This window comes from Kutzneria chonburiensis, from assembly GCF_028622115.1.
Classification (GTDB): domain Bacteria; phylum Actinomycetota; class Actinomycetes; order Mycobacteriales; family Pseudonocardiaceae; genus Kutzneria; species Kutzneria chonburiensis.
Window position 1 is genome coordinate 8,108,535 of sequence record NZ_CP097263.1, and the last position, 13,047, is coordinate 8,121,581.

At 70.0% G+C, this 13,047-nt stretch carries 12 protein-coding genes and 1 pseudogene; 3 read left to right on the forward strand and 10 right to left on the reverse strand.

What is annotated here, in order from left to right; all coding sequences use genetic code 11:
* Nucleotides 1–8: 8 nt before the first annotated feature.
* A complete protein-coding gene (locus M3Q35_RS37780; protein ID WP_273937345.1) occupies nucleotides 9–1,637 on the forward strand; it encodes an FAD-binding oxidoreductase in 1,629 nt (542 codons plus the stop codon).
* Nucleotides 1,638–1,646: 9 nt separating this feature from the next.
* Nucleotides 1,647–2,600, forward strand: coding sequence for an amidohydrolase family protein (locus M3Q35_RS37785; RefSeq protein ID WP_273937346.1), 954 nt, complete (start codon nucleotides 1,647–1,649; stop codon nucleotides 2,598–2,600).
* 88 nt (nucleotides 2,601–2,688) lie between these two features.
* Here the strand turns inward: M3Q35_RS37785 and M3Q35_RS37790 are convergent, their stop codons facing one another.
* From M3Q35_RS37790 to M3Q35_RS37825, 8 genes are all read right to left on the reverse strand, one after another.
* Nucleotides 2,689–3,114 (reverse strand): helix-turn-helix domain-containing protein, encoded by a 426-nt coding sequence (locus M3Q35_RS37790; protein WP_273937347.1) that lies wholly within the window; start codon nucleotides 3,112–3,114, stop codon nucleotides 2,689–2,691.
* Between the two features lie 221 nt (nucleotides 3,115–3,335).
* The gene (locus M3Q35_RS37795) at nucleotides 3,336–4,349 is read right to left on the reverse strand and encodes an NADP-dependent oxidoreductase (RefSeq protein ID WP_273937348.1); all 1,014 of its coding nucleotides are present in this window, start codon (nucleotides 4,347–4,349) and stop codon (nucleotides 3,336–3,338) included.
* 125 nt (nucleotides 4,350–4,474) lie between these two features.
* Nucleotides 4,475–4,843, reverse strand: a complete 369-nt coding sequence (locus M3Q35_RS37800) for a hypothetical protein (RefSeq protein ID WP_273937349.1) — start codon at nucleotides 4,841–4,843, stop codon at nucleotides 4,475–4,477.
* A complete protein-coding gene (locus tag M3Q35_RS37805; protein WP_273937351.1) occupies nucleotides 4,840–7,620 on the reverse strand; it encodes an FtsK/SpoIIIE domain-containing protein in 2,781 nt (926 codons plus the stop codon). Before M3Q35_RS37805 ends, M3Q35_RS37800 begins: the two co-directional genes overlap by 4 nt.
* 20 nt (nucleotides 7,621–7,640) lie before the next feature.
* A complete protein-coding gene (locus M3Q35_RS37810; protein WP_273937353.1) occupies nucleotides 7,641–7,892 on the reverse strand; it encodes a hypothetical protein in 252 nt (83 codons plus the stop codon).
* A gap of 3 nt (nucleotides 7,893–7,895) precedes the next feature.
* On the reverse strand, nucleotides 7,896–8,138 hold the full coding sequence (locus M3Q35_RS37815; RefSeq protein WP_273937354.1) for a hypothetical protein: 243 nt from the start codon (nucleotides 8,136–8,138) through the stop codon (nucleotides 7,896–7,898).
* 197 nt (nucleotides 8,139–8,335) lie between these two features.
* Entirely contained in the window at nucleotides 8,336–9,166 is an 831-nt protein-coding gene (locus M3Q35_RS37820) for a hypothetical protein (RefSeq protein ID WP_273937355.1), read from the reverse strand.
* A 154-nt stretch (nucleotides 9,167–9,320) separates the two neighbouring features.
* Complete coding sequence (locus tag M3Q35_RS37825; RefSeq protein WP_273937356.1) at nucleotides 9,321–10,022, reverse strand: PRC and DUF2382 domain-containing protein; 702 nt, start codon at nucleotides 10,020–10,022, stop codon at nucleotides 9,321–9,323.
* Nucleotides 10,023–10,379: 357 nt separating this feature from the next.
* Here M3Q35_RS37825 and M3Q35_RS37830 point away from each other — a divergent pair, with 357 nt between their 5' ends.
* Nucleotides 10,380–11,582 (forward strand): VanZ family protein, encoded by a 1,203-nt coding sequence (locus M3Q35_RS37830; protein WP_273944626.1) that lies wholly within the window; start codon nucleotides 10,380–10,382, stop codon nucleotides 11,580–11,582.
* On the opposite strand, the pseudogene M3Q35_RS37835 reads toward M3Q35_RS37830, so the two are convergent.
* Together M3Q35_RS37835 and M3Q35_RS37840 are read right to left on the reverse strand one after the other, a co-directional pair.
* Nucleotides 11,519–12,208: pseudogene (locus tag M3Q35_RS37835) on the reverse strand (dienelactone hydrolase family protein); the annotation flags it as partial. The gene M3Q35_RS37830 and the pseudogene M3Q35_RS37835 sit on opposite strands and share 64 nt — an antisense overlap.
* An 11-nt stretch (nucleotides 12,209–12,219) precedes the next feature.
* A complete protein-coding gene (locus M3Q35_RS37840) occupies nucleotides 12,220–13,029 on the reverse strand; it encodes an alpha/beta hydrolase (protein WP_273937357.1) in 810 nt (269 codons plus the stop codon).
* Between the last annotated feature and the right edge of the window lie 18 nt (nucleotides 13,030–13,047).

The window sequence follows — 13,047 nt, forward strand, 5'->3', positions numbered from 1 at the left end:
CTGTAGCAATGGAACCGGGCATCGATCACACCCTGCGCGGCGGCTGGACGCTCGGCGAGCACGCGCTGCCCCCGCACGCGCTGCGCTGGCTGCGGGGCAGAATCGGACTGGCCGAGCACCCGACGCCGGTCGCGCCGGACTCGGTGCTGACCGTGCCCGAGCCGGAGCTGTCGACCGTCGGCCGGGCCGCGCTGGAGTCGGTGGTCGGGGCCGAGCACGTGCTGCTGGACCGCAACTCCCGGCTCGGCCGGTCCGGCGGTATGTCCTATGTGGACCTGTTGCGGCATAGGGGTTGCGGCGAGCTGGCCGTGCCCGACGCGGTGGTGCTGCCGGGCGATCCGGACGAGGTCGTGGCCGTGCTCAAGGCGTGCGGCGAGCACGACATCGGCGTGATTCCCTTCGGCGGCGGCACTTCCGTGGTCGGCGGCGTGACCGCGTTGCGCGGCGGCAAGCACGCCGTGATCGTGCTCGACCTGGCCCGGCTCAACCGGCTGGTGTCCATCGACCCGTTGTCACGGCTGGTCGTGCTGCAAGCGGGCGTGCGGGCCACCGACGCCGAGCGGATGCTGGCCGCGCACGGCTTCACCCTTGGCCACTTCCCGCAGTCCTTCGAACGGGCCACCATCGGTGGCTTCGCCGCCACCCGTTCGGCCGGCCAGGCGTCCGCCGGCTACGGCCGGTTCGAGGACATGGTCGACGGGGTGCGGCTGGCGACTCCCGTCGGCGAGCTCAACCTCGGCGTCGCACCGGCCACCGCCGCCGGGCCGGACCTCAAGCAGCTCGTGATCGGCAGCGAGGGCGCCTTCGGCGTGATCACCGAGGTGACCTTGCGGATGCGACCGGTCGCCACCCACACCCGGTACGAGGGCTACTTCCTGGACGGGTGGGACGCCGCCACCGCCGCCGTGCGAGACCTGGCCCAGCATCGGGTGTTGGCCGACGTGACGCGGCTGTCCGACACCGAGGAGACCGAGGTCCAGCTGTCGCTGACCGGCGGCGTGAAGGCCGGCGCCGTCAAGGCGTACCTGAGGGCCCGGCGCATCGCCGACCCGTGCCTGCTGATCCTGGGTTGGGAGGCCGGATCCGCCGGCGAACTCGCCGTCCGTCGCGCCGGGACACTGCGGGCATTGCGCCAACACAAAGCAGTCCGGCTGGGCAAGCCCATCGGCGAAACGTGGCGGCACGGGCGTTTCGCCGGGCCGCGGCAACGGGATTCGCTACTCAACGTGGGTGTTTGCGTGGAGACGTTGGAGACCGCCACGCATTGGTCGCAGTTGAGCACCCTTCGGACGGCCGTGCGAGGGGCCTTGCAACGATCGCTGGGCCGGGCCGTTGTCATGTGCCATGTTTCGCATGCGTACGAGACGGGCGCGTCGTTGTACTTCACCGTGCTGGCGGCACGGGCCGACGAGGACCCGATCGGCCAGTGGCAGCGGGCGAAACGCGCCGCCTCCGAGGCGATCGCGCCGTTGGGCACCATCACCCATCACCACGCCGTCGGCACCGATCACGCGCCCTATCTGGCGGGCGAGGTGGGCTCGCTCGGTATTGACGTGATGACCTCGGTGAAGCGGGCACTTGACCCGACCGGTGTGCTCAACCCCGGAAAGCTGTTGCCGGCGGCCGATCGGGGTTAACCTCCCGTGATGAGCGGTGAGCTGCTGATCACCTCCGTGCGGCCGTGGCCGAGCGCGGCCGAGCTGCCCGCGGTCGACGTGCTCTGCGTGGCTGGCCGGATCGACCAGATCGGCGTCGGGCTTTCCGCGCCGCCGGGCACCCCTGTCGTCGACGGTGGCGGTGGCGTGCTGCTGCCGTCCTTCGTCGACGCCCATGCCCGGTTGGACGCGTTACGGCCCGGCACCACCATGGCTCGGGCTCATGTTCCCGTTGGCACCATGGAGGAAGCCCTCGCGCAGCGCGAGCAACTGCTTGGTCGCGTCGAAGTGCAACTAGTCGCCATGTCACCGACCGGGGCCATCACCGCCATGGACGCCCTCGACGCCGCGTTGACGGCGGGCGCCGACCTCGTCGGTGGCATCGACCCCGCGCGCGTCGACCGGGATCCCGTGCGGCACCTCGATGTCGTGTTCGGGTTGGCCGACAAGCACCAGTGCGGCATCGACATCCAGCTCGACGACCCCGGCGAGCTCGGTGCGTTCGAGATCGAGCTCATCTGCGCTCGTACCTCGGCGCTGGATCTGCGGGGCCAGGTCGCCATCACCCATGCCACCGCTTTGTCCACTGTGGACCCCGATCGTCAGGACGAGCTCATCGACCGGCTCGCCGAGTCCGACGTCGCCGTCATCGCCACCAAGCCCTTGCCGCTGCGCAAGCTCCGCTGGGGCGGCGTCCGCGTCGGCATCGGCGGCTGCGACCTGTGGGACCTGGCCGAGGCCGAGGGCTACACCGCCGACCCCATGATCGAGATGTGCGCCGACACCGCCACCCGCGGCGGCGCCGCCGTCCTCGGCGAACGTGACCACGGCTTGGTCGAGGGCGACCGCGCCGAGTTCGTGGTGCTGCCGGGGGCCACCGTGGCCGAGGTGGTGCGGGACCGCCGCGCGCCCACGGTCGTTGTGCACCAGGGGCGCGTGGTCTAGCGATGTCAGGAAGGGCCCCTTACTGGCATTGAACGTCAGGAAGGGGTCCTTCCTGACGTTGAACGCCAGGATCGGTCCCTTGATCTTGCTAGCCCTTTTCCTCGGCTGACTTGGCGTCCAGCTCGATGACCTGCTCGATGATCTTCGTGACGGCGGCGAGGCCCTCGGGGGAGAGCTCGAGGGCGCGCAGGGCGAGGCGGCGGACGCCGAGGTTCTCGGCCACGCGGGCCAGTTCGGCCTCGGTGTCGGTGCGGGTCTCGCCGGTGACGAAGTAGTCGACGGAGACGCCGAAGAAGCGGGCGAGGGCGGCCAACAGCTCGGTGGAGGGGCGGCGTTTGGCGCCGGTGCGCAGGGCCGAGAGGTAGGCGCCGCTGACGCGGATGGTGGGCACGGCCAGCTTGACGGCGGTGGCCACCTCCTCGTTGGTCCAGCGGCGGCCGGCACGGCCGTCGGGACGGACGTCCTCGAACAGCCGGTTCAGCCGGTCGGCCAGGAGCGACTGCTCGTCGGGCATCCGGAGCACCTCAACCAGTGGTTGACAGCGAAGGTCGGGGCCAGTCTAGACTGAGGGCATCGGTTCAACCAGAGGTTGAACCGACAATCGGAAAGGTCGCCGACTGGTTGATTCTCAATGCGGGGGCGTGGAGAAGACCAGGTCGGCGCGGGGGTGGGAGGACTTGCCCCGGGGAGGCCCGGGTGGGGGCGCGTTGCGCCCCCACCCGCGCAGCCAGGGAATCAGTCAGCGATCTTGACGAGCATCTTGCCGGTGTTCTCGCCGCGCAACATGCCCAGGAACGCCTTGCCGGCGTTCTCGAGACCCTCGACCACGGTCTCGGAGTAGCGGAGCTTGCCGCTGGCGACCAGCGGGGCGACCTCGGAGACGAACTGCGGCTGCAGGTCGTAGTGGTCGCCGACCAACAGGCCACGGATGGTCAGGCGCTTGCCGATGACCTGCATGAGGTTGCGCGGGGCGGGGGTGGCCTCGGTGCTGTTGTAGCCCGAGATCATGCCGCAGACCGCGACGCGGCCGTGCACGGTCAGGCTGCTGAGCGCGGCCTCCAGGTGGTCGCCGCCCACGTTGTCGAAGTACACGTCGATGCCGTCCGGCGCGGCCTGGGCCAGCTGCTCGGTGACGGAACCGTCCTTGTAGTTGAAGGCGGCGTCGAAGCCCAGCTCCTCGGTCAGGTACTTGACCTTGTCGGCGCTGCCGGCGCTGCCGATGACCCGCTTGGCCCCCTTGAGCTTGGCGATCTGGCCGACGATCTGGCCGACGGCCCCGGCGGCGCCGGAGACGAAGACGGTGTCGCCCTCCTTGAACTCCGCGGAGCGCAGCAGGCCGGCGTAGGCGGTCAGGCCGGGCATGCCGAGCACGCCGAGGTAGGTGCTGATCGGCGCGGCGTTCGGGTCGACCTTGACGGCCTGCTTCGGGTGCAGCACGGCATAGTCGCGCCAGCCGGCGAAGTGCAGCACGGTGTCGCCGACCTCGAAGCCCTCGGCGTCGGACTGCACGACCTGGCCGACCGCGCCGCCCTGCATCACCTTGCCGACCTCGAACGGCTCGCTGTAGGACTTCGCGTCGTTCATCCGGCCGCGCATGTACGGGTCGACGCTCATGTACTGGTTGCGCACCACGATGTGGCCCGGCTCCACCACCAGCGGCGCCTCGGCCAGCTCGAAGGTCTCCTCGGTCGGCCAGCCCTGCGGACGGGCGGCGAGCCGGACCTCGCGGACGGTGGTCGGAACGGACATGACGTGGCCTCCATTTTCGAGACTGACCAGTTCAGTAATTGGTGTTCACCATGTCCAACACCATGCATCGAGACACGTGTTCCCGCGAGTGGTGACGGTCACTCCAGAGAGGGAGAAAACGGCCGTCAGCGGCCGAGGATGCCTTTCCGCTTGATGGCGTCCAACAAGGCCTCGCAGGCCTGCTTGGCCTCGTCCTCGTAGAACTCGAGCGGCCTGGGGGGCACGGTGGTGTCGGGGCGCGGGATGGGGCGCATGGCGCCCATCCAGGTCTCGTGGAAGAGCTCGGCCATGGCGGTCTGCCACAGGTCGTCGATCTTGGACATGCTCTCGTCGGCCCGGGAGAGCATCTCCATGGTCGCGGCGAGGGCGAAGTCGAGCTGCTGGCTGACCAGCTGACCACGCTCGGTGTTCTGCTCACGCATGTCCTGCATGGCATCGCCGATCCAGGCGGTGATCTCCCGGTACCGCGCGTCGGCGGGAAGGTCGTCGGTCACGACGCCTCCTCATCGGTGTCGAAAGGGATCACTACCTGGGGCCGGGCGTGCTCGAAGCGGTCGAAGAAGAGGCCACGGCCGGGCCGGGGCGACCACGTGATCATCTGGCCGGGGGCGAAGGTGTTGAGGTCCTGGCCCTGCACGTCGAAACCGACCCAGGCGCCGATGTCGTCGGGCGAAGCGCCCATCATGAGCATGCTCTTGAGCCGCCCCGGACTGCGCCACCAGCCGATCAGGTGGGTCCGGTGCTCGGGCCCGCTCTTGATCACCTGTCGGAAACTGTCCACACCGGACACCCGCGTCTCCGGATCCTTGGTCTCCAGCACGGCGTTGGCGGCGTCCATGCCGTACAACACGAGATAGTGCGGCACGGGCTGGTCGGACACGGAGCCGGACAGGCGCTCCTCCAGGCCGCGGGCGACGGTGCCGAGGTACTGGCGGATGCCGTCCAGGCCGACGGTGACGACCTCGTGGCCCATGCCCTGCAACCGCAAGGCAAGAGACGAAGCGGCGGGCACGGCGTCGTCGATCATGGGGGCGACGGTGAACCGGGCCTCGCCGGGAAGGTGTTGCCGCGCAAGGGAAAGCGTGGCGGCGGCGAGCACGCTGGTCGATTCCTTGAGCACGGAGCCGAAGACGGCGACGTTGCGGCCGGGGGCTCGGGCCAACGAAACGCGGGCGGCACGATCCTCGACGTCGATAACCTGTCCCAAAAGGACAATGGGCGCGCTGCCGGAAACCGGCGTCAGGGCCTGGAAACCGGGCATGTCGGCCAGCACGGGCACTCGGCTGCCGTCGAACAGGCGCGGCACCGGCAGGTCGGCCGGCTTCATCTCGAACAGCCGAGCCTGCACGCGCTCGAAGGTGCCGCGCCCGGTGGCGTCGGGCACCCGGGCGATCTCGTTGCCCTGCTTCACACCGGACTCGTGGTTGACGACGGCGTGCCAACGTGGCAGCTCGATGGCCTGGTTGTTGCCGTCCACCAACACCCGCCGCGCCTTGGGCAGCGCCACCCGCACGGTGAACTGCTCGAAAATGGCCGGCTTGCCCCAGAAAGCCTCGATGCCGGACACGTCCTGGCTGGCCAGCACCAGGTGGATGCCCTGCGACCGACCACGCCGGGCGACGTCCTCCAGCAGCGCGGTGGCCTCCCGGGTGACGGCGTCCTTCTCCGCGAACAGGTACTGGAACTCGTCGATCACGGCGATCACCCGTGGCCACCGGCCGTCCGGGTCCTCGGCCCGCAGCTCCTCCAGCTTGGTGACCTCGTGCTGCTTGGCCGCGTCGGCCCGGCGGCGCATCTCGTCGGCCAGGAAGCGCAGCAGCGCGACGCCGAACTCCCGGTCCTGGTTGACGTTCACGCCGACCAGCCGCGCGTTGGGCAGCCACGTCGGGTCCTTGCGGCCGGGCGCGAACTGGGCGAAGGACACGCCTTCCTTGAAGTCCAACAGATACAGCTCCAGCTCGGCCGGCGAATAGCGGGCGACGAGCCCGCCGAGCATGGCGTACAGGAAGTTCGTCTTGCCGGAGCCGCTCGGCCCGCCGATCAGCACGTGCGGCGAGCTGTCCCCGATGGTGATCGGCACGGCCACGCCGTCGCGGTGCCCGATCGGCGTCTGCACGACGGCCGAGGACTGGTACGACCAGTAGTGCGCCGGCAGCAGCTCCTCGAAGGTGCACACCCGATTGCGGCGTTCCTCCAACGCGGCGGCGATGGCGGCGCAGGCCCGCGGCACCATCTCCCGCGGCAGCGCCGGATCGGGGGTGAATGCGGCGTGCTCGCCGGACATGCTGGTACGCCAAGGCATGTCGTCGAACAACTGCACTGTCTCAATAGGACTGTTGACGGTCACCGGGATGTCGACCAACACCAGCTGCACGCCGGCGGCCAGGCCGTTGCGGGCGATGCGCTGCAACTTGTGCAGGTCCTCGTCCTTCAACGCCTCCGGCCGGCCGAACAGCACGGCGATCCGCCACGGCTCCGTCCGCAGCCCGGCGTCGGATTCCATGGAGCGCAACGAATCGTGCCCGCCGACCAGGACCGTGGTGTGCACCTTGCGGATGTGCTCGGCCAGCTCGTCCAGCAGCTCGGCCGGCCGCGCCGGATCGTGCACGGTGAGCAACCCGGCCCGGGTCAACGGATACAGCCCGGGCAGCGACCCGGTGAGCTGGCCGACGTCCCACACGTGCACGTGCACCAGGCCGGGCTGGAAGTGGCTGAGCACCCGCAGCACCAACGACTCGACCAGGTTCTCGGCCACCGGGCGGGTCTTGCCCGAGGTGAACACGGCCAGGTGCGAGCGGTCCAACAGCGGCACCGCGACCGGGAACGGCACCGGCACGGGTGAACTGGTGGCGATGGCCGTGCCGATCCGCCACAGGCCGGGCACCGGGCCGCGGCCGTCGACCGTGCCGATCTGCCCCAGCCAGTTCTCGTAGTCCTCGCCGGCGCTGCCCGGCGCGGCCTCGGCGACCAGCGCGGCCAACGACCGCGGACCGTTGTTGGTCCACTTGACGAAGGCCTGCTCCCAGTCCTCCTTGGCCTGCGTGACGATCTGGGCCAGGCGCGGGTCGGTCAGCGACTGGGCGTAGTCCGGATCGCGCAACGCCTGATCGATGCCCCGGGCCCGGAGATCCTGCTCGAAGGTCTCCCTGGCCTGTTGCAGCGCGGCAACGTCGTGCGCCCGCTTGGCGGCGCCGCGGGCCGCGGCGACCGCGTCGTGGAAGGCGGCGAACGCGTCCCTAATCCGTTGCCGGCGATCGTTTCGCCTGTTCAACGCCCACCTCTACGGTCAGTTCACAGGCGACCGGAGAACCGTTCCACGGCTTCCATGACGCCCAGCAGCAGCGTCAGCTGCTCCCTTGCATGGTCGCACGCCTTGGTCAGTTCCGGGGGCACAAGTGAACGGGGGTGCATACGGCTGGCCGCTTCCAGGATCGCGTGCGCCTCCGCCAACCGCTCGCCGGCCTCGACCAGCTGCTGGTGCGCGGCCCGGAGATGCTCACCGACCAGCGCGAGCGTGGCCTGCACCTGCTCGACGGAGGACACCGGTCACAACCGGCCGGCGTAGGACTCCGCGTTGCTCATCGCGGCCATGACCGCGTCCCGCGCCTCGCCGATCTTCTGCAGGGCGTGGGTGAACATGTTGTTCACGTCGCTGGCCTCGGACTGGTTGCTGCCCTGCGCGGCCTCCTGGAAGGCCTGCTGGGCCTGTCCGATCTGGGTTTCCGCTTCCTGCAGCGCCTGGGCCCCACGGTCGGCCTGCTCCTTGGCCAGACCGATCTGGCCCCTCACCTGCTCGACGCTAGCCATCGCTGATCCGGTCCCTCCCAGTAACGGGACTGCCCGACCGTGCAGTCCAACGCTCCCGAACTTAGTACTGTCACACGACGCCCGTGCAACCAGGATCGGCTGATCGAGCGGTATTTCTGCGCATTAGAGTGCACGGTTGGCCTCGGCCGCGGCGGTCCGTGTCCATCCACTGTAGACGATCAACTTCCCGGCTCGCGCCACACCGGGGGCTCGTCCTCGGTCGGCCAGGCCACGTCGGCCTCGGCCGGCTCCGCGACCAGCTCCAATGACGTGATACCCGAAGTCGGGCGGAGTATGTCCAGCCACCGCTGCACCGCCGAGCCGTCGGCCCGAAGCTCCAGCGGCGACCACTCGGGCCGCCCCAGGGCTTCGGCCGCGTCCGTCACGGCTTGCTGCGGCGGCTGCGGCCATCGTCCGAGGTCCAGGTGCACCGACACGCCGTCACCACCCTGCGTGACCTCCGTGATGGTCGCCGCCTCGGTGATCCGGCTGGCCAGTGCCCGCGCCTGCCACTGCGCCCCGGCCGGATGCTGCACGGCCACGTCGACACGGAGTCGAAGCTTGGTCCTGTGCTCGGCCGGGACCGGTTCCGGGGCGGCCGGCTCCTGATAGCTGGCCGGCTGGAACGGGGCCTGCTCCGACCATGCCTCGACCAGCAGCCGCTCCGCCCCCTCGACCAGCTTCCCGATCAGGTCGGGGTCGTCTAGCACCGTCCACGCGGTCGGCGGCTCGCAGCACACCCTGGGCAGCGGCGAGTCCGGCGCCAGCTCCCGCACGAACGTGCGCACCGAGCGGGCCAGCGCCGCGGCGTCGTTGTGGACCTGCACCGCCGGCAGGTCCTTGCCGATCGTCACCGACCAGCAGCCGGGTTCCTCGTCGGAACAGTCCGCGGCCTCGACGACCCGGCCGCCGATCCGGTCGACGAGGTCGCGGCAGGCGTCATGGGCCTGTCGCTCGTCTTCGGCGCTGACCACCACGGAGATCAGCAGCCTGAGGTCCTGCTCCACCATCGCGGCCAATTGTCCCTCAGGCCGGGCCGGGCATTCGCCGCCGGGTGGGGTCACGTGTGGTCGCGCGGCAGGTGGCCGCCGCGCGCCTGCGCCAACCGGGGCAGCAGGGGGCGGCGCCGGCCCGGCTGAGGGGACGGACCGGCGCCGGCTCCGGTTACTTCTCGTGTTCGGCGGAGTCGTCGACCTCGACGCGTTCCTTGCGCACCTTGCCGCGGACCGTGCGCTGCTCGGTCACGGTCTCCTTGCTCAGGCGCACCTTCTCCACCGGCACCGCCTCGGTCTCCACGACCGGGCGCTCGGCGTGCAGCACGACCTCCTGGTCGTCCTCGCCGATGCGGGCCCGCTCGTCGCCGCGCACCGGCTCCCGCTCGATCCGGACCTCCTCGTGCCGCACCGGCACGGTCACCTGCTGCTCCTCGGTGACGACGTACTTGTGCAGCCGCACCCGGCCGGTCTCGGACTGCTCGGTGCCGACCCGCAGCTGCTCCTCGGAGCGGACCATGCCCTTGTCCTCGGTGGCGTTCGGCGTGGTCCGGCCGCGCTGGCCGGGCAGGCTGTAGTGCTCGTACAGCCGTCGTCCCTCGGTGTCGGACAGGTGGCCGTCGGCCTCGATCCGCGGGGCGTCCTTGACGGCATCCTTGGTGGTCTGCACGCGCAGGCCGCCGTCGGCCATCCTGGCTCCCTGCAACGGAACGAAGCTCTCCTTCTGGCCGAACAGTCCGGTTCGGACGGTCACCCACTGCGGCTGCCGGTCGTCGTCGCCGACGTAGACGTTGCCGACCTTGCCGACCCGTTCGCCGTCGCGGTCGAGAACCTCGGTGCCGATCAGATCGCGCGGATTGGCGAAGCTGGTCATGGCCTGCGCCCCTTTCCTGGTCGATTCCCCCTGACGGGCCAAGGGATTTCCGGCAGGGCCGACGGGAAACACGAGGGTCACCCACATGTGTGGCGCCACTTCGGATGGATCATGGCCGCGATTGCGGTGCGCAGTCGGCGCGCCGGTCCTTGTGGTGGTTTCGCGGGCAGCTGTCCGGGTACGGGACTGCCCTTCGCGGCCCGTGGGGCGGGTGGGACCGCTACTGTCACTCGTCAGGGTCAACTTGAGGCCGACGCACTTTTCCGACCGCTATTCACCGTGTGTATAGTTCGGCGGGTGGTGAACGCCTACCTGCTGCCGATCCGGACCGCGGCCCTGCTGTTTCCGCTGCTCGCGATGGTGCTGTTCGTGCCGACGGCGATCGTGCTGTACCGCCGGCACGGGGTGCTGAGCCGGTGGCGCGGCCTGTCGTTCGCCAGCTTCCTCTACTACTGCCTGGCCGCGTTCTGCCTGGTCATCGTGCCGCTGCCGAGCCGCCAGATCGACGTGTGCAAGGTCTACGCCGACTTCGGCCACCCGCAGCTGGTGCCGGGCAACACGTTCAACGACATCTGGAAGGAGGCCAAGGGCTCCCTGTCGCTGAACGCGTTGATCATTCACAATCCGGCGGTCTGGGAGACGGCGTTCAACCTGGCCCTGCTGCTGCCGCTGGGCATGTACCTGCGCTACCACTTCCGCCGCGGCCGCTGGACCAGCGCGGCCATCGGCCTGGCCGTGGCCTGCTTCTTCGAGTTCACCCAGCTGACCGGCCTGTGGGGTATCTACCCGTGCCCGTACCGGCTGTTCGACGTGGACGACATCATCGTCAACTCGCTGGGCTGCATGCTGGGCTGGGCGCTGGCCGGCCCGATCACCCGCTGGTTGCCCACCCTGGACAGCATCGACGTGCGGGCGCTGGAACGGGTTCCGGTGCCGTTCGGCCGGCGGCTGATCGCGCTGCTGCTGGACGCCGTCGGCTTCATGTTCTGCCTGCCCTTCCTGGAAGCCGTCTGGTACTTCCTGGGCGGCCAGTCGGCGTTCGGCGCGTTCCTGGTGGCGCTGTTCGTGTTCGTGCTCTGGTTCGTGCTGATGCCGTGGGTGACCGGGGCGACGGTCGGCAAGCACGTGCTGCGGCTGCGCCTGGTCGACAAGGACGGCAACCGGCCGCCGGCGTGGCGGCTGATCATCCGGGAAGTGTTGCTGGCCATCGCTTTCGTGCCGCTGTCGCTGGTCACCCTGCTCGGCGCGATCTTCCTGGTGGTGTCGGCGACGCGGCTGGTCGAGGTGATGGCCGACTTCAACCTGTCGACGCTGGTCGGCATCGTCGAGGACCGGCCCGGCGAGGTGGCCTTCGCGGTGTTCGCGGTGCTGGTCAGCGTGGCCCTGCCGGTCGGCTTCGGGCTGTTCGCCAGGCTGCACGCCAAACACCTCGGTCTGCACGAGCTGGCCTCGGGCGTGCGCAACATCGCGCTGCCGCCGACGAAGGCGTCAACCCCGAGGTGCTGCCGGAAGAACGCAAGGACCCGGCGCCAAGCATCCTCTGACGACTCGTGGTGGTAGCCGAAACCGAGGACCTTCAGCAGCGCGGCCGGCGAGATGCGGTTGGCGAAGCTGTGGCCGGCCTCCGGGTACTCCTTGACGTCGTGCGGCACGTCCCGCTCGGTCAGCGCCGCCTCCAGCTTGGCCGCCGCGCCCTTGAGGCCGGCGTCCTTGCGGCCGAAGCTGGCCACCACCGGGCAGGATCCGTCGAGCATGGCCAGATCCTTGGGCAGCATGCCGTAATACGGGGCCGAGGCCTGGAAGCCGCGCGGGGCGGCCAACAGCGCGAAGCCGCCGCCCATGCAGAAGCCGACGATGCCGATCTTGCCGGTGCAGTCGTCCCGGTCGGCGATCAGCCTGCGCGCCGCCTCGATGTCGTCGAAGCCCTGGCCACGGCCCTCGCCGAGCGCCTTGAAGATGCCGCGCACGCAGCGGACCGCGCCGCCACGGGCGTACATGTTCGGGACGATCGCGACATACCCGGCGCTGGCGAAGCGGCCGGCGATCTGCCGCACGTCGTCGCCGAGCCCCATGATGTCGTGCACGATCACGACACCGGGCCACGGACCTTCGCCGGACACCTCGGCCGAGGGCACCGCCAGATAACCGTTGATGGGACCGTCGGACGTGGAGATCGTCAGCTGCACGAGCGCTGACGCTAGCCCTTGACCGCCCGGGCTGTGAAGGCCGCGATGTCGGCGAACACCTCGTCCCGGTTGATCTCGTTGAACAGCTCGTGCCGGGCCCCGGAATAGGTGTGCTCCTCGAAACCGAGCCCGCGCACCCGATCCGTGCCGGCCCGGGTGTCGGCCTGGTCGACCAGCTCGTCGGCGTCGCCGTGCAGCCACAGCACCGGCAGGTCGTCGCCGAGCGGCTGGTCGAAGCTGATCGTCTGGAGCAGCTGGTCCAGCGCGGCCAGCGTGGCCCGCTTGTACGGGCCGTGCCAGACCAGCGGATCGGCCGCGTAGGCGGCGCCGACCGAGGAATCGCGGGACAGCGTCGACGGGTCGACCGGGGTGTCCGGGATTTCGTCGTACTCCAACAGATCCAGCACCGGCCAGACGCCGAGCACCGGCGCCGACAGCACCATCGCCGCGATCCGGTCGGGAAAACGCTGCGCGTAGCGGACGGCGATCGCGCCGCCCATCGAGTGCCCGACGAGCACCACCGGCAGATCGGGGTGCCCGTCGAGGGCCGCGGTCACGACGGCGTCCACATCGGACACCACCGCCTCGAAGTCGCCGATCAGCGCCCGTTCGCCGCCGGACCGGCCGTGGCCGGTGTGGTCGGCGCCGACCACCATGGCCCCCATGCCGGCCAGCGCGTCGGCCACGTGCTGGTACCGGCCGAGGTGCTCGCCGTACCCGTGCACGAGAACGGCGAGCCAGCGGGCGTCAGGGTTGGGCCAGGTGCGGGCGGCCAGCGGAGTGGCCTGCCCGGACAGGGTCCATTCGATCGGTGGGATCACCCGTCCACTTCAGCACAT